General features: G+C 55.9%; 19 protein-coding genes, 2 tRNA genes and 3 pseudogenes. 16 read left to right on the top strand and 8 right to left on the bottom strand.

Translation table 11 applies throughout. The features are described 5' to 3' along the window. Positions 1–48: 48 nt before the first annotated feature. The 4 genes and pseudogenes from recA (at position 49) to thpD (ending at position 5,318) form a co-directional block, all read left to right on the top strand. Positions 49–1,122 (top strand): recombinase RecA, encoded by a 1,074-nt coding sequence (gene recA, locus FPZ52_RS06955; protein ID WP_146364767.1) that lies wholly within the window; start codon positions 49–51, stop codon positions 1,120–1,122. A gap of 135 nt (positions 1,123–1,257) precedes the next feature. Beyond that, a pseudogene (alaS, locus tag FPZ52_RS06950) lies at positions 1,258–3,913 on the top strand (alanine--tRNA ligase). A gap of 3 nt (positions 3,914–3,916) precedes the next feature. After that, entirely contained in the window at positions 3,917–4,201 is a 285-nt protein-coding gene (locus tag FPZ52_RS06945) for a DUF1330 domain-containing protein (protein ID WP_146364766.1), read from the top strand. Between the two features lie 172 nt (positions 4,202–4,373). Beyond that, positions 4,374–5,318, top strand: a complete 945-nt coding sequence (thpD, locus tag FPZ52_RS06940; RefSeq protein WP_146364765.1) for an ectoine hydroxylase — start codon at positions 4,374–4,376, stop codon at positions 5,316–5,318. 59 nt (positions 5,319–5,377) lie between these two features. Here the strand turns inward: thpD and FPZ52_RS06935 are convergent, their stop codons facing one another. Further along, positions 5,378–5,998, bottom strand: coding sequence for a class I SAM-dependent DNA methyltransferase (locus FPZ52_RS06935; RefSeq protein ID WP_146364764.1), 621 nt, complete (start codon positions 5,996–5,998; stop codon positions 5,378–5,380). 430 nt (positions 5,999–6,428) lie between these two features. Between FPZ52_RS06935 and FPZ52_RS06930 the strand changes: the two genes are divergently transcribed. Together FPZ52_RS06930 and FPZ52_RS06925 are read left to right on the top strand one after the other, a co-directional pair. Further along, positions 6,429–6,504: transfer RNA gene (locus tag FPZ52_RS06930), tRNA-Thr, on the top strand. 3 nt (positions 6,505–6,507) lie between these two features. Continuing rightward, a tRNA-Leu gene (locus FPZ52_RS06925) sits at positions 6,508–6,592 on the top strand. Positions 6,593–6,665: 73 nt separating this feature from the next. Here the strand turns inward: FPZ52_RS06925 and FPZ52_RS06920 are convergent. The 3 genes and pseudogenes from FPZ52_RS06920 to FPZ52_RS19545 form a co-directional block, all read right to left on the bottom strand. Next, positions 6,666–7,691 (bottom strand): site-specific integrase, encoded by a 1,026-nt coding sequence (locus tag FPZ52_RS06920; RefSeq protein WP_146364763.1) that lies wholly within the window; start codon positions 7,689–7,691, stop codon positions 6,666–6,668. After that, a complete protein-coding gene (locus FPZ52_RS06915) occupies positions 7,688–7,912 on the bottom strand; it encodes a hypothetical protein (protein WP_205758626.1) in 225 nt (74 codons plus the stop codon). Before FPZ52_RS06915 ends, FPZ52_RS06920 begins: the two co-directional genes overlap by 4 nt. A gap of 32 nt (positions 7,913–7,944) precedes the next feature. Next, a pseudogene (locus tag FPZ52_RS19545) lies at positions 7,945–8,340 on the bottom strand (transposase); the annotation flags it as partial. Positions 8,341–8,677: 337 nt separating this feature from the next. On the opposite strand from FPZ52_RS19545, the gene FPZ52_RS06905 reads away from it, so the two are divergent. The 10 genes from FPZ52_RS06905 to FPZ52_RS06860 all read left to right on the top strand — a co-directional run bounded on the left by FPZ52_RS06905 (position 8,678) and on the right by FPZ52_RS06860 (position 17,200). Then, on the top strand, positions 8,678–9,586 hold the full coding sequence (locus tag FPZ52_RS06905) for a helix-turn-helix domain-containing protein (RefSeq protein WP_146364761.1): 909 nt from the start codon (positions 8,678–8,680) through the stop codon (positions 9,584–9,586). Positions 9,587–9,652: 66 nt separating this feature from the next. Beyond that, positions 9,653–10,669 carry a TRAP transporter substrate-binding protein gene (locus tag FPZ52_RS06900; RefSeq protein WP_146364760.1) on the top strand — a complete coding sequence of 339 codons (1,017 nt, stop codon included), beginning with the start codon at positions 9,653–9,655 and terminating at the stop codon, positions 10,667–10,669. 86 nt (positions 10,670–10,755) lie between these two features. Beyond that, a complete protein-coding gene (locus tag FPZ52_RS06895; protein WP_146364759.1) occupies positions 10,756–11,253 on the top strand; it encodes a TRAP transporter small permease in 498 nt (165 codons plus the stop codon). Further along, positions 11,253–12,533 carry a TRAP transporter large permease gene (locus tag FPZ52_RS06890; RefSeq protein ID WP_146364758.1) on the top strand — a complete coding sequence of 427 codons (1,281 nt, stop codon included), beginning with the start codon at positions 11,253–11,255 and terminating at the stop codon, positions 12,531–12,533. The genes FPZ52_RS06895 and FPZ52_RS06890 overlap by 1 nt, the downstream gene beginning before the upstream one ends. Positions 12,534–12,543: 10 nt before the next feature. Next, the gene (locus tag FPZ52_RS06885) at positions 12,544–13,383 is read left to right on the top strand and encodes a dihydroorotate dehydrogenase electron transfer subunit (protein ID WP_146364757.1); all 840 of its coding nucleotides are present in this window, start codon (positions 12,544–12,546) and stop codon (positions 13,381–13,383) included. Beyond that, entirely contained in the window at positions 13,377–14,324 is a 948-nt protein-coding gene (locus tag FPZ52_RS06880; RefSeq protein WP_146364756.1) for a dihydroorotate dehydrogenase, read from the top strand. Before FPZ52_RS06885 ends, FPZ52_RS06880 begins: the two co-directional genes overlap by 7 nt. Further along, positions 14,321–15,589, top strand: a complete 1,269-nt coding sequence (locus FPZ52_RS06875) for a Zn-dependent hydrolase (protein WP_205758571.1) — start codon at positions 14,321–14,323, stop codon at positions 15,587–15,589. The genes FPZ52_RS06880 and FPZ52_RS06875 overlap by 4 nt, the downstream gene beginning before the upstream one ends. A 14-nt stretch (positions 15,590–15,603) precedes the next feature. Further along, positions 15,604–16,302 carry an orotate phosphoribosyltransferase gene (locus FPZ52_RS06870; protein WP_146364755.1) on the top strand — a complete coding sequence of 233 codons (699 nt, stop codon included), beginning with the start codon at positions 15,604–15,606 and terminating at the stop codon, positions 16,300–16,302. A gap of 17 nt (positions 16,303–16,319) precedes the next feature. Further along, the gene (locus tag FPZ52_RS06865) at positions 16,320–16,649 is read left to right on the top strand and encodes a hypothetical protein (RefSeq protein WP_146364754.1); all 330 of its coding nucleotides are present in this window, start codon (positions 16,320–16,322) and stop codon (positions 16,647–16,649) included. A 302-nt stretch (positions 16,650–16,951) separates the two neighbouring features. Then, the gene (locus tag FPZ52_RS06860) at positions 16,952–17,200 is read left to right on the top strand and encodes a transposase (protein WP_146364753.1); all 249 of its coding nucleotides are present in this window, start codon (positions 16,952–16,954) and stop codon (positions 17,198–17,200) included. Positions 17,201–17,222: 22 nt separating this feature from the next. Here the strand turns inward: FPZ52_RS06860 and FPZ52_RS06855 are convergent. The 4 genes and pseudogenes from FPZ52_RS06855 to FPZ52_RS06835 form a co-directional block, all read right to left on the bottom strand. After that, positions 17,223–17,618 (bottom strand): annotated as a pseudogene (locus FPZ52_RS06855) (transposase); the annotation flags it as partial. A gap of 227 nt (positions 17,619–17,845) precedes the next feature. Further along, positions 17,846–18,874 (bottom strand): IS110 family RNA-guided transposase, encoded by a 1,029-nt coding sequence (locus FPZ52_RS06850; RefSeq protein WP_146364752.1) that lies wholly within the window; start codon positions 18,872–18,874, stop codon positions 17,846–17,848. Positions 18,875–19,771: 897 nt separating this feature from the next. Then, complete coding sequence (locus FPZ52_RS06840; RefSeq protein WP_146364751.1) at positions 19,772–20,608, bottom strand: arginyltransferase; 837 nt, start codon at positions 20,606–20,608, stop codon at positions 19,772–19,774. Between the two features lie 67 nt (positions 20,609–20,675). Continuing rightward, entirely contained in the window at positions 20,676–21,134 is a 459-nt protein-coding gene (locus FPZ52_RS06835) for an RDD family protein (protein WP_146364750.1), read from the bottom strand. Positions 21,135–21,164 lie beyond the last annotated feature (30 nt).

Raw genomic sequence — 21,164 nt, 5'->3', positions numbered from 1 at the left:
TTAGGCGCATTGCGGGGCTGGCCCGCTTGTGAAATAAGGACAGGAAACATGGCTTCGGCAAACCTCCTAGACTTGGGCGACGCACGCAAGATGGATAAGCAAAAGGCGCTGGATTCAGCGCTCGCACAGATTGAACGGCAATTCGGCAAGGGCTCGATCATGAAGCTGGGGGGGGATAACCCTATCCACGAAATCGAGGCCACATCGACCGGGTCGCTTGGGCTGGATATCGCGCTCGGCATCGGTGGTTTGCCCAAGGGGCGGATCGTGGAAATCTACGGCCCGGAAAGCTCCGGCAAGACGACACTGACGCTGCATTGTGTTGCCGAGGAACAGAAAAAAGGTGGCGTATGTGCGTTTGTGGATGCGGAACACGCGCTGGATCCGCAATATGCCAAGAAGCTGGGTGTCGACCTCGACGAATTGCTGATCTCACAGCCTGATACGGGTGAGCAGGCGCTGGAAATTACTGACACGCTAGTGCGTTCCGGTGCGGTGAACATGGTCGTTGTCGATTCCGTCGCTGCGCTGACACCGAAATCGGAGCTTGAAGGCGATATGGGCGACAGCAGTGTCGGCGTGCAAGCGCGCCTGATGAGTCAAGCCATGCGGAAGCTGACAGGCTCGATTAGCCGATCGAAATGCACGGTGATCTTCATCAACCAGATACGCATGAAAATCGGCGTCATGTTCGGCTCGCCCGAAACGACAAGCGGTGGCAACGCGCTGAAATTTTATTCATCTGTCCGCATGGATATCCGCCGCATCGGCGCGATCAAGGACCGTGATGAGATCGTCGGCAATCAGACCCGTGTGAAAGTCGTCAAGAACAAGGTGGCGCCCCCGTTCAAGCAGGTCGAATTCGACATCATGTATGGCGAAGGCATCTCCAAGCGGGGCGAGTTGCTGGATCTCGGTGTGAAGGCCGGTATCGTGGAAAAATCCGGTTCCTGGTTCTCTTATGGCGATGAACGTATCGGGCAGGGACGCGAGAACGCCAAGAACTTCCTGAAGGAAAACGTTCAGATCGCTTATGAAATCGAGGACAAGATCCGCGCGGCGCATGGATTGGAGTTTGATATGCCAAGTCTGGGGAGCCCAGATGACGTCCTGGACGAATAGTTCCAACGCTGATTTACGACGCAAAGGCCCCGGCATTGCCCGGGGTCTTTTTCGTTCGAACCCGTGCGTCATATGGACACTGAGCAAGGTGGCCGTTAAACGGTGTGCGATCCGATCCCAGAAAGACAAGTGACCATGGCCAGTTTGAACGATATCCGCTCGACTTATCTCGATTTCTTCGGCCGCAATGACCACGCGATCGTGGACAGTTCTCCGTTGGTGCCGCGCAACGATCCGACGCTGATGTTCACCAATGCGGGGATGGTTCAGTTCAAGAATGTCTTCACCGGTCTCGAACAGCGGGACTATTCACGCGCAACGACCTCGCAGAAATGCGTGCGTGCCGGTGGCAAGCACAACGATCTGGACAATGTAGGCTACACCGCGCGCCACCATACTTTCTTTGAAATGCTGGGAAACTTTTCCTTCGGGGACTATTTCAAGGAAGAGGCGATCCCATTCGCATGGGATCTGCTGACAAAGGATTTCGGGATCAACAAGGAAAAGCTGCTCGTGACCGTTTACCACACGGATGATGAGGCGGCGAATATCTGGAAGAAATATGCGGGCTTGCCGGATGAACGCATCATCCGCATCGCGACGGACGACAATTTCTGGTCGATGGGGGCTACAGGTCCCTGCGGTCCTTGCACGGAGATCTTTTACGATCACGGTCCACATATCTGGGGTGGCCCTCCGGGGTCGCCGGAAGAAGATGGCGACCGGTTTATCGAGATTTGGAACCTCGTTTTCATGCAATTCGAGCAATTCGAAGATGGGCGCCGCGAAGACCTTCCCAAGCCGTCAATCGACACGGGCATGGGACTGGAACGCATTGGCGCGCTGCTGCAGGGCAAGCATGATAACTATGACACCGACCTGTTTCGCGCACTGATCGAGGCGTCGGCCCATGCCACCAACACCGATCCCGACGCTGAAGGCAAGGTGCATCACCGCGTGATCGCGGACCATCTGCGCTCGACCTCCTTCCTGATTGCAGACGGCGTCATGCCGTCCAATGAGGGTCGCGGTTACGTGCTGCGCCGGATCATGCGCCGCGCGATGCGTCATGCGCATTTGCTGGGTGCGCAGGATCCGTTGATGTATCGTCTTGTGCCATCGCTGGTCGGACAGATGGGTCAAGCCTATCCCGAACTCGGTCGGGCGCAGGCGCTGATCGAAGAAACGCTGAAGTTGGAAGAAACCCGTTTCAAGCAAACGCTGGATCGCGGTCTGCGGCTTCTGGATGACGAACTCGACAAACTGCCCGACGATGCAATGCTTCCCGGCGAAGCAGCATTCAAACTCTATGATACTTACGGTTTTCCGCTTGATCTGACACAGGACGCGCTGCGCGAAAAGGGGCGCGCCGTCGACACGGGCGGCTTCGATGCGGCGATGGCCGAGCAAAAGTCCAAGGCGCGTGCAGCATGGGCTGGTTCGGGTGAAACGGCGGATGCCGCGATCTGGTTTGACCTGTCCGAAGAACATGGTCCGACCGAATTTCTGGGCTACGACACCGAAGTGGCGGAAGGCCAGATCATCGCGCTGGTTAAAGACGGTAAGGCCATCGACAGCACTGGTATCGGCGAATTGCAGATCGTGGTGAACCAGACGCCGTTCTACGCTGAATCGGGCGGTCAGGTCGGCGACAGCGGCGTGATGAAAACCGACACTGGCAAGGCAGAGATCACGGACACCAGGAAATCCGCAGGTGTCTTTATCCACTTCGCCAAGGTGGTGGAGGGCGAGATTTCCGCCGGTCAAGGCGCGGAGCTTATGGTGGATCATGCCCGCCGCAGCGCCATTCGCGCGAACCATTCGGCTACGCACCTGCTGCACGAGGCATTGCGTCAGGCGTTGGGCGAACACGTCGCGCAGCGCGGCTCTCTGAACGCCGATGACCGCCTGCGCTTCGATTTCAGCCATGCAAAAGGGCTGACGCCCGACGAACTGATGAACGTCGAGGCAGAGGTCAATGACTATATCCGTCAGAACACGCCCGTTGAAACCCGCATCATGACGCCGGACGAGGCGCGCGAACTGGGCGCTCAGGCACTGTTCGGTGAAAAATACGGCGATGAGGTTCGGGTGGTTGCGATGGGTCGGCAGGACGGATCCGGCAAGGGGGGTGACAAGGCCACCTATTCGCTGGAACTTTGCGGGGGCACTCATGTCACGCGGACCGGCGATATCGGCGTCTTCGTCCTGCTGGGCGACAGCGCGTCGTCGGCTGGCGTTCGGCGGATTGAAGCGCTGACGGGCGCGGCCGCATTCGACTATCTGGCGCAGCAGGGGCGCTATCTGTTCGAGGTCGCCGGCTCGTTGAAGACGCAGCCTTCGGATGTGCCCGAGCGTATTCGTGCGCTTCTGGACGAACGCAAGGCGCTACAAAACGAGGTGGCTCAGTTGCGTCGTGAACTGGCGATGTCCGGGGGCGCCTCCAATGACGCGCCTGTCCAGGAAATCGCGGGCGTCAAGTTTCTGGCGCAGACCCTGTCTGGCGTGACGGGAAAAGACCTGCCGGCCCCTGGTCGATGAGCATAAGGCGCGGCTTGGATCCGGTGCTGTTCTGCTGATTGCGGATGCGCAGGGCAAGGCGGCAGTCGCGGCGGGCGTCACGGATGATCTGACGGGCAAGCTGTCCGCAGTTGATCTGGTGCGTGCTGCTGTCTCCGAACTGGGTGGCAAGGGTGGTGGCGGACGCCCCGACATGGCGCAAGGAGGCGGCAAGGATGTCGCCAATGCCGATGCTGCCATCAAAGCTGCAACCGCTGTTCTGGAGGGATAAATCATGAGCGCATTGTGGATCGCACATGTCACGGTAACAGATGAAGCGTCCTATGCCGAATACGCCAAGCGGGCCGGGCCAGCCATCGAGGCGCATGGCGGCACGTTCCTTGCGCGAGGTGGGGCATATGTCCAACTCGAAGGCAAGGAGCGCAAGCGCAACGTTGTGGTCCGCTTCCCGTCGATCGAAGACGCTCAGAAATGTTACGACTCTGATGCCTATCAAGAAGCGCTGAACTTCGCACGCCCGGCATCGATGCGTGATCTGGTGGTGGTCGAAGAACTCTGACGCGCAACTGGCGGATGCGAAACGCTTTAAGGCCGTCGAGTAAGCTCGGCGGCCCTTTTCGTTTATGACAGCAGGAACAATTCTTTCAGCGTCGCGGTTGAAGGATATGCGCGGGACGCGTAGTTGCGTGTTTGCGAAAGCCTGAAAATTGTCAAATTGAAAGGAGGACGCAATGAACGTCGCAAGTTCAACTCGAGAATTTGCTACTCAGGATATGTACCCGACAAGATTGAAAGACGGCGAACGGATCAAGGAACGACGTGATCCGGTGCTTTGGTCTGATTGGCACGTTGATGCGCCCATCACGAGAACGGACGCCGATCACTACGAGAGCAAGGGCTATCTGATTAAGAACGATCTTTTCGATCCGGCCGAGGTTGCCAAGCTGATTGAAACATCTGGTGAGCTTCGTGCGCACGGTACACAAATCGGCGCCGAGGATCTGGTCACGGAGCCGGGCACAGACGAGGTTCGCACGATCTTTCGATTGGACGATCACAGCCTATTGTTTAATCGCCTTGCGCGGGATGAAAGGTTGCTGGGCATCGCGCAGTTCCTGTTGGGCGATGACGTCTATCTGCACCAAAGTCGACTGAACTATAAACCCGGGTTCACCGGCAAAGAGTTTTACTGGCATTCGGATTTCGAGACATGGCATGCCGAAGACGGAATGCCGCGGATGCGTGCCGTGTCGGCATCGGTTCTGCTGACGGACAATTCGGGGCTTAACGGACCATTGATGCTGATCCCGGGATCGCATCGTCAATTCATTGCCTGCGCTGGTGAAACCCCTGCGAACCACCATGAAAGCAGTCTGAAGCGGCAGGAAATCGGCGTACCTTCCAAGGCGACGCTGGAACGGCTTTCTGCCGAGGCGGGGATCGACACGGCAACCGGTCCGGCTGGCACCGTCATCTTTTTCGAGTGCAACACGCTACACGCATCGAACGGCAATGTGACGCCATTCCCGCGTTCGAATGCGTTCTTTGTCTATAACGCGGTGTCCAATCAACCGAAGACGCCCTTCGCAGCACCTTGTCCGCGGCCCGCCTTCCTGTCGAATCGTGGGCCGGTTGAGGCGTTGAAGCCCAGTCGCGGATCGCTGATCGACAACTGAACGCAAGCGGGTTCTTCGGCATAGATGTCGCGCGCAACCAGTGTCCAGTTCTCGACCCCTTAACCGACGTCCGAAGTTCTCCTCGCAAGCCAGATCGTCGCACCGCCACAGGTCGGATCGTTCTCAATATGCCGGATGACTTCAAAGCCGGTTGTTTGCATCAAGTCGCAGTACTCCGCGCTGTCTAGACTCCCATGGTATAGGGGCTGCCCTTCAAAAGTGCCTATCGCTTCGCCATGCGTTGTGCCGCTGGTGAAAAGCAAAGTGGCCCCAGGATGGGTGAGGCGACCGAAGGTCGCGAACATCAGGCGCTGATCTTGGGGCGTCAGGTGACAGAAGCTGTGCCATGCGACAAGGCCGTGGAAACGTCCTAAAGGGGGGAGATCGCGCATGTCAGCCGTGATCCAGAGGTGATCGGGAAAGTTCTCTCTCGCCATGTCGATCAGCGCGTGGGCGCCATCAACTCCGCTAACGTGGCATCCATTAGCAATCAGGTAGCCTGCAATCGGCCGGCTCGTGCCGCAGCCGATGTCCGGAACTTCTCGTCCGTCCTGCGGCATGGCGCCGAGAAAGGCATCCAGCCAGGACCGTTCGACCAGGTCGTTGCCACGCAATTCGGCCCACGAGGCGGCATGTTGTTGATAGACGTCGATGACGATGTCGGCGGCAGTTGAAGGCATAGGAGTTCCTTTTCATCACCAAGTCACGAGCAGCTTTTCCTTGGCGGACAACGGCAGAAAAGTTCCGCAGACCGTGATTTCAGCTTTCTTCAGGTTGTGCACCGTGGCCAACGGGCGGTTCGACCAGTTGCGCTGTGGTATCGCGACCGCAGAGTCAACGGCAAGAACCGGCCTAGTGCACCTGCCCGAGTGTTCCGGCGGGCAACCTGGGAACGACCGGGGTCTCGTTACCTTAAGTTGGTGAAGGTTTGCTTGGCGGTCGCATGGAGTCAAAAAATAAAATCCTGCTTGCGACCGCTACATGGTTCACCTAAGAACTGCACCGCGCAGAAGGCGATTCTCCGCTGTGCAGATGGCCTGAATGAGACCATGATAGGGCATCTGGACAGGGGAAGCAGGAAGCGCTAAAACCGTTAAATGACAACGGTTTGCCCCTATAGCTCAGCTGGTAGAGCAACTGATTTGTAATCAGTGGGTCCGCGGTTCGAGTCCGTGTGGGGGCACCATTTGCGGGTGTGGCGAAATTGGTAGACGCACCAGATTTAGGTTCTGGCGCCGCAAGGCGTGGGGGTTCAAGTCCCTCCACCCGCACCACTTTGTTTTCAAAGAGAAAATATCAAGATCTACACCGTTTCTTCGTGGTGGAACGGCTGTGTTTAGCACTTTGTTAGCACTTTCCTGTTTCGTTTCTGCTCTGTTCTCGTGCCGTCTGCGCCCTTCTGGAAGCTGCTTTCTGGTTCGCCTGGGCGGTATATTTCTGAACCATCGAGAGCGTCTTGTGGCCGGTCACGGCCTGGATGTCGCGCATATCGACGCCTGCGTCGGCCAGCTGTGTCGCGGCGGTGTACCGCCACCCGTGCGGCACTAGACGGTCTTTCCCGGACAGGACGCCGGTGGCTTCCCGGATAGCTTCAACCTTCTTCTGCACCTGACGTTTGTCCATATGCTGTGTGCGGTTCTTCGCGAGAATATGGGCTCCGCTCCTGGGAACGGTTTCCAAGAAGCGCTGAAGGCGCGTCGGGCAGTACACCTGGATCTTGGCTGAGGTCTTCTCCTGTACGACCTTCATATACTCGCCATCAAAGTCGTCCCATTTCATCGAGATGCAGTCACCAAACCGCTGGCCAGTGCCGATGGCCAGTTCATAGATAATTCGTTCCACGCTATGCTCTTCGTATGCTGCTTCGAAGGCGAGCAGTTTGTCCTCGGGCCATGGCTCATATGCGCCGCCCGAAAGCTTTTCGACGTCCACGACCGGGTTGCGGTCGATCCATTCGAGGTCAACGGCGTGGCGCATGAGGATCGAGAGGACGGCCACGCGCTCGATGGCCTTCGACCAGGTGTCCTGCAAGGCATCGCGCGCCTCGATGGCGTGTTTGCGACGGAAAGAGCGGACGTCTCTCGCGCAGTTCTTCTCACGGATTGCTTCACAATGCCGTCTGTAGTTGGCTGCGGTTCCCTTGCTGAGGCGCTTGTACTTTGAGCTTTGATAGTAGCTGGCGATCAACCGGTCCCAAGTCGTCCGGGACGCCGCAGACGGTCGCCCACGACGCAGATGCCAGTATTCCCGCAGGAAGGCGTCGCTGCCGGGCGCCGCCTTGAGACGTACCCTTGTCTTGCCTTTCCGGAAGTAGTGGTAGGTACGCCCCTTCACGGTGATGGTGTCCAGATAGGGAAGCTCCAGCTTCTTCATGTCTCGAAGCCTTCGTCGGGAACGGCGCCAGTCAGGATGGCTTCCAGGTCAGACACCCGCCACCGCAGCACCTGCCCAGCGAGGTCGATGGGCTGCGGCAGCGCGCCGATCTGGACGAGGTTCCTGAACTCGTTCGTGCGCATATCCAGCATCCGCGCCGCGGTTGCTTCCTTGACGGCCAGAGGGGGTGGTGCCACCGTGCTTTCGCGCGTTCCATTCACCTTCAACCTTCAACCTTCAACCTTCAACCTTCACCTTCACCTTCACCTTCACCTTCACCTTCACCCTCGACCTTGATGCCTGTGCTGTCGATCAGCAGGTGTAACGGGCCGCCTGATCCACGGTAGGGAATGTCTACATTCAAGGTCTTCTGGCGACGGCTCAGGGTGCTGAAATTTGGTACCGCCCAGTCCAGGCCAATCAGACGCAGCAAGCTCTCGACAAATCCTGTCGTCTACCTCAGCGTTATGCCGAAAAGCACTTTAATCGTAAGGCAGGTCTGGATGGCAGCATCGCTGTAGTCGGGCTGGCGATCATAAGTGTCGGCCAGGTCGTCGACCTGAAAGGAGGCGGCGGGAATACGCTTGAGCGCATGCGAATGATTGAAGGCATCTTGACGGCTCACGCAACCGGCTCTTCTGGCGACAATCGGACTTATGGGCATGAGCCAGCACCGACGTTCAGAAACCCAACTATCGAGATGGAGCGGCAGGGCGAGACACTCGGCGCGATCCGCCGTCCGGAAAATGAAGCCATCTGCGTCCATGGCAGCCGCGGCGACCCTGGGGGCAACTGGCCGGCCGTGGCGTGGCGCCGACCTTCGCGGCAGTGTCCTCGTCAGGTGACAGTTGGACACCCCAGCGTCACTGCGTACCTTATGCCGATGTCAGGCAAACCAACTTAATCCTCACACGCATCTCAAAAATTAGACAAGCATCAGAATTGATGTATGAATAGATCTACCTACTCGATAGAAGGCGGGTCGCATGCTGGTAACGAACGACAACAAGAACATAGACTATGTTGAGATCGGAGCACGTCTACGATCCTACAGGATAGGTCGTCGAATCTCACCAGAGGAGCTGTCAGCCCGCTTGCATATCTCCCGTGCGGCTCTCTATCGCGCCGAGAAAGGAGAGATCAGCAAGATCGAGATGCTTCACTCTATTGCTGTTGAGTTGGATGTATCCCTTCCAACTTTGCTCGGAGTAGGGGTGGAGTATATCGACAACGCTATCAGTTTTTTTGAACGGATGCGGCAAATCGAAGACGAATGTGACCAGATCATAGGGATGTTCAGTCCGGTTTCATATCTGCTTACATCCCCCGAATATGATATTGCTTTGGAGGATATCCTCAGGGAGAGCCTTGCATCGGATGAAGATGATAACGTTTCCGCACTCCTTGATGTCCTGAAGCAGCGGAAGACCAAGTTTCAAAAGCGTAGACCACTTATAGCAAGCATAGTGTCATCCTTGGATCTGATCCACTTCCTGCGCTCAGGACTGGAAGGGGGGCGAGATGCACCCAAGGACATATTGGACAAACGCCGACAAAGCGCGTTGGTCGAAGTGCAGCATATCCGCAAGCTTGTTGCTGAACCAGAAATCGGGGTGCAGATCGGAATCGCAAGTGAGCCAATACCAAGTACCAGCTTTCAGATTGTGCGACAGAGAACAAAATCTACCGTCACAATCAGCCCTTTCCGCCTTGGGCAGAACCCCAACATCAGAAACGGCGTTGGTCTAATCACGTCAGCTCCGGAAGCGCTGAATTTACACGAGAACATTGCCGAGAGGCTTTGGAGTAGCTCCATGAGGGGCGCGGATGCAGTCCGCCATTTGGACGAGCTTCTAGATGAATACGGGCCGTTAGATGGGGTGTCTCATAAATGAGATATATCTTGACAGTGAGACGGATAGCTGCATTGATTTGCACATTACAACCAACAGGGGTCTAAAATGATCACCACTAAAACAACAAACAGCCTTCTTGCCGCAACAGCGATTGCTCTCGTGGCACCCGGTGCTATGGCGCAGGAATATGTCGCCAAGATCGGGCATCTGGAGTCCACACAACAGAGCCGGCATGTTCACCTGGAAAAGGTGGCTCAGATCGTTAGCGAAGAAACCGATGGCAACGTTGAGTTCCAGATTTTTCCGCAATCCCAGTTGGGAAATCAACGCCAGATGACAGAAGGTGTTCAGCTTGGCACGATTGAGGCGACCGTTGCTCCTGCGGCCTTCCTTGGCGGCTTCAACTCCGCTGTCTCAATCATGGACATTCCATATCTTCTGCCGAACGATCCGGAGCAAGCTGAGGCACTCCGTGAAGGCGAATTCGGGCAAGCGTTGCTTGATACATTCGACGATAAAGGCGTTGTCGCTATCGGTATCTGGCCAAACGGCCGAAAGAGTTTCACGTCCAACAAGCCTCTCGCCGATATCTCGGATTTCGAGGGGCAGAAATTCCGCGTCATGGACTCGAAGATTTTGATCGAGCAGTTCAACGCACTCGGCGCCTCCGCGATCGCCCTGCCGTTTGGCGAGCTATACACATCCCTGCAGACGGGCATTGTTGATGGCGAAGAAAACCCGCTCGACACCATCAAGAGCATGAACTTCTACGAGGTTCAGGACTATCTGGTTGTCTCGGACCACGGCGCAATGGAAGATATTATTCTGTTCAACCCGACCTGGTGGGGTAATCTCCCCGAAGAATATCAAACTGTCATCACAGAAGCCTTCCAATCCGTTGTCCCAGAGCTGACAGCCCATAAGGCGGCAGCTGTCGAGGATGCCCTCAAAACCATCGAGGAAAGCGGGATTGACGTTCGTGTCGCATCCGAAGAAGAGCGTGCGGACTTCCGTGAAAAGATGTTTGATCCAGCTGCGGCCGCATACAAAGAAATGGCTGGCGATACCGGTGCTGAGCTGCTCGAAATCTATCAGGCTCAGTACGACGAAGTGTCTCAGTAACCAGGAAACTCTGACGGCCAGGCTGAACACTGCAGCCTGGCCGTATTCTATTTCACGGCATCGCATCTCATCGGAGGACTGCCCCCATGCCTTTTCTAAATGCGTTGAGATGGATCGAACGCTCTCTACTCGTTACAATCTTTCTAAGTATGGTCGCACTATACTTTACCTCTGTGGTGACCCGTGAAATTGGCGGCACCTTTGCCAGCCAGTTCGCGTGGATTGAGGAAGCAGTGCGGCTGCTCAATCTGTTTTTGGTGTTTCTGGCACTGGGGCTTGCTCTGGAGCGTGGCAAACATGTTGGTGTTGATACATTCAGAGATCGCCTTCCTGGTCACCTCCGGCGTGCGATACTGAAATGCATTGATGCCATCGGACTTGTATTTTCTCTCTATGTTGCGTGGCTAGGTCTAAGCTTGGTCAGGTTTGTCCTGTCCACCGGACAAAGCAGCCCGACACTTGGTATTCCCATGGGGCTGGTTTACTGCGCACCGGTAGCAGGCTTCCTTCTATTGTCTCTTCGATATGGGCTGAGCTTGTTTGGCGTCATTGATCGCTTTTCTGCCCGAGAGGAGACGGTCTGATGCTCATTATAATCTGCGCTCTTGCTCTATTCCTGCTCGTCGCGGGTTTCGAAATGTTCCTCGTGCTGGGAATCCCTGCACTTGCAACGAAGACCGCCTTCTACTCGACCCTTCCAGATGCCGTCATCGTTCAAAAAATACTTGGCGGTATCGATCACTCAACCTTGCTCGCCATCCCGTTCTTCATATTTGCCGCCAACTTGATGGGCTCAGGTCAGATTGCCAGCCAACTTATCGGTGTGGTGAAAGCGATGGTTGGTCACACACGAGGCGGTATGGGTCACACCGTTGTTGGTGGGTCGATGGCGTTCGGCTCTGTTTCGGGTTCTGCACCGGCCACAGTCGCCGCGATGGGGCGCATGGTTTACCCCGAAATGCGTAAGGCGGGTTTCTCCGAGAAGTTCAGCTTGGGCCTATTGGTATCCAGCGCCGAAACCGCGTTGCTTATTCCGCCCTCCATTACGTTCATCATCTACGGATGGATGACAGGCACCTCCATTGCCCAGCTGTTCGCTGGCGGCCTTGCTGTTGGTCTTTTCCTCGGACTGGCATTCTGCATCTATGTTGCTATTGAAGCCCGCCGCAGCGGTACCAAGTCCGATCCGCGTCTGAGCTGGTCTGAACGCGGGAAGGTCATCCTTGATGCCAAATGGGCGCTTGGCATGCCGATTATCATCCTTGGGGGGATCTATTCAGGAATAGTTACACCCACCGAGGCAGCCGCTATCAGCGTGGTGTATGCCATCGTGATCGAAATGGTTGTGCATCGAAATCTGAAGTTCGGTGACCTGTTCGACATAACGGAAAAAAGTGCCGTGGCTACTGCCATCATCTTTATTCTGCTTGCGATGGGTGGGTTGATATCGTTCTTCGTAACACTTGCTCAGGTTCCTATGCAGATCTCCGACTTCCTGACCGCCATCAACGCCGGCCCGGTTGAGTTCCTGATCGTGGTCAATGTCTGCTTCCTGATCGCTGGTATGTTCATCGACCCGAACTCGGCATTGCTGATCCTGGTTCCACCACTGTTCCCTGTAGCAACCAGCCTCGGCATCGATCCTATTCATTTCGGTATGATCGTCACGCTCAACATCAGCTTGGGTATGATCACGCCACCATTTGGATTGGATATCTTCGTGGCGTCGTCAACGCTTGGCAAACCCGTCATGAACATAGTCAACGGTGTCTGGCCCTTTGTGGCTCTCAACATCATCGTTCTGATCATCATCACCTATGTGCCTGAAATATCGCTGTTCGTTCCGCGATTGATCTTCGGTTAAGGAGCAAATCATGCACAGCCCTTCATCTGTTCTCCAGCGCGAAGAGCATGATCCAAAGGTTCATCAGATTGATGCTCCCGTAATCGACAATACTGTTGTTAATGGTGAATACCGATGCCTCGTACTTTCCGCTCCGGTGGAAAGTATGCGGTGCAAGCCGGGACAGTTCTTTCACTTGCTTTGTCCTGCCGCAGGTTCTGATCAGCCCTATTTGCGTCGGCCGATGAGCATCTACGACTTCGATGAGCAGAACGGCCGACTACGTTTTCTGTACAAAGTGACCGGTGCTGGAACGCGCGGTTTGGCGACCTTGAGAAAGGGCGATACGCTCGACATCGTCGGCCCGCTTGGCAACGGGTATAGTATCGCAGATACGTGGCAAAACCTCCTGCTGGTTGCTAGAGGCGTCGGCTTGGCCACTCTCGCGCCATTGGCACGGGAAGCTCAAAAACGTGGCCACAACTTGACAGCTATCTGTTCAGCACGAACCCCGGACGTACTGATGTCGACAGACCTGTTCGAAAGTATGGGCGCGAAGGTGATAACAGTCACGGACTCTGAGGGCACATCTGATGTCGAAAATCTTTCCTCGCTGATTTCCAATGAAATCGAAACGTATGGTGTCGACGCACTCTACACATGTGGTTCGAACCGCCTCTTAACGCTTCTTCAGAAAATCGGCACTGAGTATAATATCCCCGGTGAAATCGCGTTGGAACAGCAAATGGCTTGTGGTTTGGGCATGTGCCACTGCTGTGTGCGACCGTTCCTCAGAGACGGTGAAATTATTCAGGAACGCGTCTGCCGTGAAGGCCCGGTGTTCTCGATACAGGAGGCCATGGCATGGTAGTAGATCTTACAACCAAAGTCGGGTCGCTCACCCTGAAGAACCCCATCATGCCTGCATCGGGAACCTTCTCGGAAGAGCTGGCGGAAGCATTTGATCTGGAGATCTTGGGCGCTCATGTCACCAAGACATTCACGGCGGAGATTCGTGGGGGAAACCCGACCCCTCGTGTTTGTGAAGTTCAGGGGTCGATGCTCAACTCCATCGGGATCCCGTCTAAAGGGTTGGAGTATTTCGTTCGCAGAACACTTCCTTACTATCAGACGCTTCAAACGCCATTGGTCGTCAGCATTTCAGCTAACAGTGCCGATGAGTTCGCCGAACTATGTACTGCCGTCTCACTTCCAGGCGTGGCCGCTATTGAGGTGAATATTTCCTGTCCGAACATCGAAGCGGATGGCAAGGCTTTTGCGATACGCCCCTCGACCACACGCTCGGTTATGGAAAAGCTGAGGGCAGCCACGGACCTTCCTCTGTGGGCGAAGCTGACACCGAATACTGGAGAGACGTCCGAAGTGGCCCATGCGGCTGAGGATGCGGGTGCGGATGCGCTTGTTGTGGCCAACACCTTGCTTGCAATGGCCATTGATATTGAAACCAAAAAGCCGAAACTCGGGAACCTCATGGGCGGCCTGTCCGGGCCAGCCATGAAACCTATTGCACTGCGGATGGCCTACCAATGCGCCAAGGTGGTGGATATTCCCGTCATCGGATGTGGCGGCATATCCAATGCTCAAGATGTCATTGAGTTCATGGTTGCCGGTGCAACGGCGGTTCAGGTTGGAACTGCCAGCTTCATACAGCCATTGGCCATGCCCATCATCATTCGGGATCTGGAAGCCTATTGTGCCGAGAGAAATATAAAATCACTTTCCAGCATTGTCGGAACAGTCATCGACTCTGATACCCCTGAAGCTGTCGTCTCCATGGAGGCTGCCCCGTGAGCACCTACACGCTCGAACACTACAGAGAGCTGGCATCCACGCTCTTTGACAATGTCGCTTCCATGGGGCCGGACACGAAAGGTGTCAGTAGGCCGGCGTTCTCCGAGATCGAGACCAAAGTACTCGAGTATTTGGCTGATATAGGGCGTAAACATGGTCTTCTAGTAGATTGTGATGCCGGGAAAAATATCATTTTTCGAACATCTTTAGATGATGAAAATGCCCCGTATAAGCTGATCGGTTCCCACGTTGATAGCGTGCCTATGGGGGGCAACTACGATGGTCTTGCTGGCGTCGTCGCGGCCCTTCTTTGCCTCATAGACATACAGGCTCGGGGTGAAAAGCTCGCAACACCTGTACGGGCCATTGCTATGCGTGCAGAAGAAAGCGCGTGGTTCGGACCCTGCTATATTGCGTCCAAGATGCTCACCGGGACGCTAAAAGAACAGGAATATATGTCGCGGCAGAAGTCTGACAAACGCCCCATGTTGGAGCATATGTCAGACATCGGTATCGATACATCTCTTGTTGAAGCGGGGAGGCCGTTAGGCGATCTGAAATCGATATCCGAATACATCGAACTGCATATCGAACAGGGTCCGTTGCTTGTTGAGCGTGATCTGCCGGCGGCTGTCGTATCCGGTATTCGTGGCAACATCAGATATCCGTGCGTGGAGTGCATCGGCGTGGCAGGACATTCGGGCGCTGTGCCGCGTGCGTATCGTCATGATCCGGTTCTGGCGATGGCTGACCTTTTGCACCGCCTGGATGAAAGCTGGCTAACGGTTCTCCAGAAAGGTGAGGACATGGTCATGACCTCGGGGATTGTATCTACAGACCCGAAACGTCATGCGATGTCACGCATTCCCGACATGATAGGCTTCAGCCTGGAGGTCCGTAGTCAGAGTGCTGAGACACTCGATCAAATGGTCGAACTCCTTCAGCAAGAGGCGGCGCAAATCGCACGAGAGCGCAAAGTACGTTTTGAATTCGGTGATCAGTTGCGCACAGAGCCGGCATTGATGGATCCGAAGATCGTCGAGGGGCTGGAGAGGGCTATGGACAGGGCAGGGCTGAATGCCTTCACTATGCCCTCAGGTGGTGGCCATGATGCGGCGGTATTTTCTAATGCCGGCATTCCCTCTGGCATGATCTTCGTGCGCAACAGAAATGGTTCACACAATCCTGACGAGGCCATGGAAGTTAGTGATTTCATTGCCGCTTCATCCGTGATCAATGAATATCTTCAAGGGTCGGATGACTGAAAGGAAATTGGACTATGTTCTCTACGTCATTAATTGATCGCGAGCAGATAGCTGAAATGACGGCTAAGATGCTCTTGGAGATCAACGCTGTCCATTTTAATGCCCAGCGTCCCTACATGTTCACCTCCGGTATCGTCAGTCCGGTTTATATCGATTGTCGCAAGATCATCTCTCATCCCCACATGCGTGATGCGATGATGGACTTCATGACGTCCATGTTGGTTCGCGAGATCGGCTTCGAAAAGATCCAGTCTGTAGCAGGGGGCGAAACCGCAGGTATTCCATTTGCGGCATGGATTGCGGCCAAGCTTGGCTTGCCTATGCAGTATGTCCGTAAGAAGCCGAAGGGGTTTGGTAAAGACGCCCAGATCGAAGGCGACCTCAAGCCCGGGCAAACCGTATTGCTCGTAGAGGACCTGACAACCGATGGTGGAAGCAAGGTAAATTTCTGCAATGCACTTCGTCGGGCCGGCGCAGAGGTCACGGATGCCAGCGTTATCTTTTTCTATGACATCTTCGAAGAAACGACACAGATGTTGGAGCGTGAAGGTATACGGCTTCATAGCCTGGCAACATGGAGAGATGTCTTGTCCGTTTGTAAAACCGACGGCTATTTCGAACCCGATACGCTGGCGGAGGTCGAAAACTTCCTAAACCATCCTCTGGAGTGGTCCGCCAAACACGGCGGAGCCAGCCAAATCACCCCCTCATAATCGTCAAGGAACACATCATGTTTTCGGATCAGATTGCTATTCTGCGGGACAACGGAAAAGGTATGCATGCCTATAGAAAATTTGCTCAAACCGCTTACAATGCGGCGAAACAAAACCCTGATCATGCAGCTGCTTATATGCTCATAGCATCTGCGGCAGACGGTTTTCTCCAATCCAACGAACGCATGCCAATCTCTGTCGTCGAGTTGGACGAAGTATTTAATGTTTTTAATGGTTTTGCTAAAGTGTTGACCGATGCCTTCTCGAGGGATGATGCTACAAAGCAGATCAGAGCGCTCAATTCCATTGCAGGGAGCGTTGCTGAGAGAGGATGGATGGTCGCCTAGCCGCACCATTGTTGCGGAAATCGGGGCTACAATCGCTACCTGGGCCATATCAACGCGCTGAGTTTGAACGGAACTGTTATCTTTTGCCGGCTGAGGTCAAGTAGCTTACAAGGGCGTTCTGAGAGGGACGCTGGTTACCGGCGTTGTTGCGCTTTTCCGGGTTCAGGCGAGCTTCAATCTTTCCCGCTTGTGTCAGATGACGGGTAACCGCGCCATTGGCACCGCCTGCCTGAGGCTGGGGTGATGATCTAAGAGACGTCGTTAAAGACGTCATTAGCGACGTCTCTTATACGGGGTCTGGGATGCGTGGCGAAATTCTTGGGGCGGAGCGGCGGCGCTTCTGGCATGATGACGACAAGCTTGAGATTGTCGCATCGGTTGGGGTTGCCGGGGCGAGCGTGACGCAGGTTGCGCAGCGCCATGAAATTAAGCGACAACAAATTTACGCGTGGCGACATGAGCTGAAGAAGAAAGGCTTGTGGTCGCCCGATGCCGGGGCGCTTTTCTTGCCTCTGGATAGGCAATGTTGCGCAAATCAGGTTCGAGGGTGAATGCGCCCTTTCCCGGCAGAGTTCAGGTGACGGCTTCGATTTTGGCCCTGCCGAGGGCCGAGAAGGTGTTCATGATTGCGATGCGGATGTGGATTTCGGCGGTTTGGCGAACGGACATGATCCTCTCACCGAAAAGTTTCAGGCAGTTCATCCTGGCCTCGACCCTGCTTCGGACATGGTATCGTACCCACTTCTTCCAAAGTGCCCGGCCCAGGTGTCGGGTTGCACGCAGGAGCTCGTTTCGCGCGAAGGCCGCGTGGCAGTCTTCCTTCCAGGCGCGCCCGTTGCGGCGGATGGGTAGTGAGGGCATGACTGCCACGGGTTCGAAGGAATGCCCGAACGCATCGGCACCTTGTTCAATGATCGCCCCATGACATCGGCGCGTATCATAGGTGCCGTCCGCGGTGACGGCCTCGATGGCTGTCAATCGGCATCCAACTTTGACCCCTTATCGGCGTCCAAAATTGACCCCTCTTGCGCACGGGTAGCTGGCCCGATGCGGTGTTCGCGGACCGGGTCCAAATCAACGCCGCGTGCTCGAAGGCACTTTGTTGCAGGCTGGGTTTCCCGATCCCGTCTCACGACCGTTGCGCCAAACTACTCCTTGCCCTCTCTCGCTCCGACGTTCTCGCAGTGGCGCCGCTGTTAGGCGGTCGCAATCGGAGACTGATAGACACCGCTTTTGGCCATCAAGGCCCAGACGATCCGCGCCATTTTATTCGCCAGCGCCACCCGCACCAGCATCGTTGGCTTGCGTGATAGAAGGGCCGCCAACCATGTGCCGGGTTGCGCATCCCGATGGACGTGACGCTTGATGATGACGCTGTTGGCGCCGATGATCAGTAAACGTCGCAGGGACCTCTCGCCCATCCTTGTCGTCGCGCCGAGACGCTGCTTGCCGCCGGTGGAATGCTGTCGCGGAACGAGACCGAGCCAGGCTGAAAAGTCTCGACCTCGACGAAAATTGTCTGCGGGAGGCGCAAGTGTCACAAGGGCCATGGCGATCAAGGGGCCAATCCCAGGAATTGTCATCAACCGTCGCGCCATCTCGTTGTCTTGCGCGCGAGTTCTGATCTCAGCATCAAGCTTGCCAATCCGGGCCTCAAGATCGGACAGCGTGCCAATGAAGTCCTCCAAAACCTGACGCGCAGCCTGTGGCAACACGGAGGCTTCATCTTCTACAGCAGCGATCAACTTTTTCGCATTCATGGCACCCTTCGGCGCGATAACACCAAATTCCGTGCAGTGACCGCGAAGGGCATTGATGATCTGCGTGCGCTGCCGGATCAGCAATTCACGAACGCGAAAGACCATGGCTGCCGCTTGGATCTCCTCACTTTTAACCGGCACAAACCGCATAGACGGACGCACTGCGGCCTCACATATGGCCTCTGCGTCGGCCGCGTCGTTCTTTTGCCGCTTAACGAAGGGCTTCACATAGGCTGGTGGGATCAGCCGGACGTCGTGACCCAGCTTGCCGATCTCGCGGCCCCAGTAATGAGCGCCGCCGCAGGCTTCCATTGCAACGACGCACGGCGGCAACTGGTTGAAAAACTCCAGCACCTGCGCACGTCGTAACTTCTTCCGGACAACGGCATGGCCCGCGCCGTCCGCACCGTGAACCTGAAAAACATTCTTCGCCAGATCCAGTCCGACTGTAGTAACTTCTGACATGACCGCCTCCCAAAATGGATTGTTGCGATCCCACCTTGGCACAGTGATGCCGTCGGGGGGCGGTTACACTATCAATGCCGTCCAAGTGGCTGGTGTCGTGCCCGGTTATTGGCGGCTGAGGCAGCCTAGAGGAAAAGTCCGTATTTTCCGCCAAGGGGGCTCACTGACCAGAATGGCCACATCGAGCATGTTTATCGGATCGCGATTGTCGCTTCATGCCGAGCAAGGGATACTTGCGCGCGATAGGACCTAAGCGGGAGGGCCCTGGTTTCGGCAATCGCGGGCCGAAGCTCCGGAAATGTCGAAAATGATTTTCTGACCCTCACTCTGCGGCAATCGCCTTAGATCTGAGAAAATCTGGGGGGCAGGATTGGCCTGCGAGGAGCACGAGGAAACGCCGGGGAAGAGGATAGGGGGGGTGTCGCGTCAGAAGGCCGTCCGGCCTCGCGTGTCACAGGATCACCGGCGCGGACGGCTTGCCGCGCGACCTTGGTGATGAGCGGCCTCGTCGCCGGTGCGCTGCGGTGGCATCACCAGATGCGCCAGGGGGGCGGCCATTGATCGGTTCCTGTCGAACCGTCTCACCAGCCTTGGCCGAGCCCCATCCAGAGATCGGGGCGGTCAGGCGCTGCGGAGCACCGCAGGAAAACGTCACAAGTGCGGGTGAAACCGCGTTAGCAGTTTCGCCGTTCGTTTCTCGAATGTTCTGCCAAACTTTAACGCTAATTTTGTTGTTTTCATTAGGTAATCGCCAGATTTAGGTTCTGGCGCCGCAAGGCGTGGGGGTTCAAGTCCCTCCACCCGCACCACTTGATCGGCTTGTATGACAGAAGAGTAAGTTAATCGGCAGATTTCTTCTCGATCATGACATCTGCCTATCTCATCGCTGTGAAGGATTCAGCCCTTTATCGCGAGCGTATCCGGCAGATTGATGCGTGCCACCTGTTCCGAAATCGGGTCGACGGATAGGGGGTGTGTTTCGGCATCATGTCGGGCCGGGTCACCGATGGGTTCCCAAGCACCGTGCTTGTAGATTTCCAACCCTTCGAAATTGGCCTTATAGCCCATCTTCGGACTGCCCGGCACCCAATATCCCAGGTAAACGAAGGGTAAGCCTGCTTCGCGGGCTATTTCGACATGGTCGAGAATGACATAAGTGCCAAGACTGCGGCGCGGCTGGTCGGGTTCGTAGAAGGAGTAGACAAGGCTCAGCCCGTCATCCAGCACGTCGGTCAGGCATACCGCCGCCAATTCATCTACGCCCGGGTCTGCGTCGGAGCAGCGTTCATATTCGATCACACGCGAACGGACGGGCGTTTCCTCGATCATTGCTGCGAATTCGAAGATATCCATATCGGCCATGCCACCGTCGGCATGGCGGTCGTCCAGGTAGCTGCGGAACAGTGAAAACTGCTCTTCCGTGGCCCAGGGTGATGTTGCGCGCCGTTGAAGATCCGAATTGCGGCGGATGGTGCGGCGCTGGCTGCGGCTGGGTTTGAATTGGGACACCCTGATGCGGGCGGACAGACATGCGGAACATTCTGCACAGCTTGGCCTGTAAAGTACGTTCTGAGACCGGCGAAAGCCTTGTTTGGAAAGGCTGTCATTCAACGGCTCTGCCGTATCGCCCTGAAGCGCCGTGAACAATTTGCGTTCCATCCTGCCCGGGAGATACGGGCAGGGCTGTGGTGCAGTCACGTAGAACTGCGGGGCTATTGGAAGCGTATGACGCATAAGACTCCGGCGGTTTCTCGCCAGAGCCTAACAATAGTGTGACGGACCGCCAATAGGCAATTATGCATCAACGTAGCAAGGCTGATCGGTTCACTGCGGCCGTACCCAGCAGCAGGTCATGCAGGCCTTGGCGGCGCGAGGTAACGAGGATCGCGATGACGGAAATTGCCTGGAGGATCAGCGTCGACATCATCAGTGTGTAAAGCAGTGTGTGCAGGCAGGCCGTGCCTGAATCAAAGCGCTCGCCCCGGGCGTTGCGGAACTCGATCGACATCAAGCGCATCCCGAGTGTCGCTGAGCGGGCGGACATGCACCAAATGCGATAAATCAGCCCGACGCCGAGCCACAGCGCCCAGAAGAAAAACAGCCCGATAAAGGCGGTGAAGGGCAGGATAAGCACGCAGATCGCGAAGATCACCAGAAGATCGATCACCCAGGCGCCAAAGCGCTTGAGCGGAATGTCGGCATAGAAGTCCTGATGCGTATCGGGGTCGGGCAGACCCCACAGCGCGTCCGAATAGGTCATGGTCATCCTGTTTTGTCTCGACACAAGAAA

The organism is Qingshengfaniella alkalisoli (assembly GCF_007855645.1).
Classification (GTDB): Bacteria; Pseudomonadota; Alphaproteobacteria; order Rhodobacterales; family Rhodobacteraceae; genus Qingshengfaniella; species Qingshengfaniella alkalisoli.
Note: the sequence above shows the minus strand (reverse complement) of the source record. Positions and strands in the feature narration are given on the sequence as shown.

Excerpts from the sequence above, each read along its gene's own strand:
- recA (WP_146364767.1), top strand. The coding sequence starts at position 49 with ATGGCTTCGGCAAACCTCCTAGACTTGGGCGACGCACGCAAGATGGAT.
- FPZ52_RS06945 (WP_146364766.1), top strand. The coding sequence starts at position 3,917 with ATGAGCGCATTGTGGATCGCACATGTCACGGTAACAGATGAAGCGTCC.
- thpD (WP_146364765.1), top strand. The coding sequence starts at position 4,374 with ATGAACGTCGCAAGTTCAACTCGAGAATTTGCTACTCAGGATATGTAC.
- FPZ52_RS06935 (WP_146364764.1), bottom strand. The coding sequence starts at position 5,998 with ATGCCTTCAACTGCCGCCGACATCGTCATCGACGTCTATCAACAACAT.
- FPZ52_RS06920 (WP_146364763.1), bottom strand. The coding sequence starts at position 7,691 with ATGAAGAAGCTGGAGCTTCCCTATCTGGACACCATCACCGTGAAGGGG.
- FPZ52_RS06905 (WP_146364761.1), top strand. The coding sequence starts at position 8,678 with ATGCTGGTAACGAACGACAACAAGAACATAGACTATGTTGAGATCGGA.
- FPZ52_RS06900 (WP_146364760.1), top strand. The coding sequence starts at position 9,653 with ATGATCACCACTAAAACAACAAACAGCCTTCTTGCCGCAACAGCGATT.
- FPZ52_RS06895 (WP_146364759.1), top strand. The coding sequence starts at position 10,756 with ATGCCTTTTCTAAATGCGTTGAGATGGATCGAACGCTCTCTACTCGTT.
- FPZ52_RS06890 (WP_146364758.1), top strand. The coding sequence starts at position 11,253 with ATGCTCATTATAATCTGCGCTCTTGCTCTATTCCTGCTCGTCGCGGGT.
- FPZ52_RS06885 (WP_146364757.1), top strand. The coding sequence starts at position 12,544 with ATGCACAGCCCTTCATCTGTTCTCCAGCGCGAAGAGCATGATCCAAAG.
- FPZ52_RS06880 (WP_146364756.1), top strand. The coding sequence starts at position 13,377 with ATGGTAGTAGATCTTACAACCAAAGTCGGGTCGCTCACCCTGAAGAAC.
- FPZ52_RS06870 (WP_146364755.1), top strand. The coding sequence starts at position 15,604 with ATGTTCTCTACGTCATTAATTGATCGCGAGCAGATAGCTGAAATGACG.
- FPZ52_RS06865 (WP_146364754.1), top strand. The coding sequence starts at position 16,320 with ATGTTTTCGGATCAGATTGCTATTCTGCGGGACAACGGAAAAGGTATG.
- FPZ52_RS06860 (WP_146364753.1), top strand. The coding sequence starts at position 16,952 with ATGCGTGGCGAAATTCTTGGGGCGGAGCGGCGGCGCTTCTGGCATGAT.
- FPZ52_RS06850 (WP_146364752.1), bottom strand. The coding sequence starts at position 18,874 with ATGTCAGAAGTTACTACAGTCGGACTGGATCTGGCGAAGAATGTTTTT.
- FPZ52_RS06840 (WP_146364751.1), bottom strand. The coding sequence starts at position 20,608 with ATGCGTCATACGCTTCCAATAGCCCCGCAGTTCTACGTGACTGCACCA.
- FPZ52_RS06835 (WP_146364750.1), bottom strand. The coding sequence starts at position 21,134 with ATGACCTATTCGGACGCGCTGTGGGGTCTGCCCGACCCCGATACGCAT.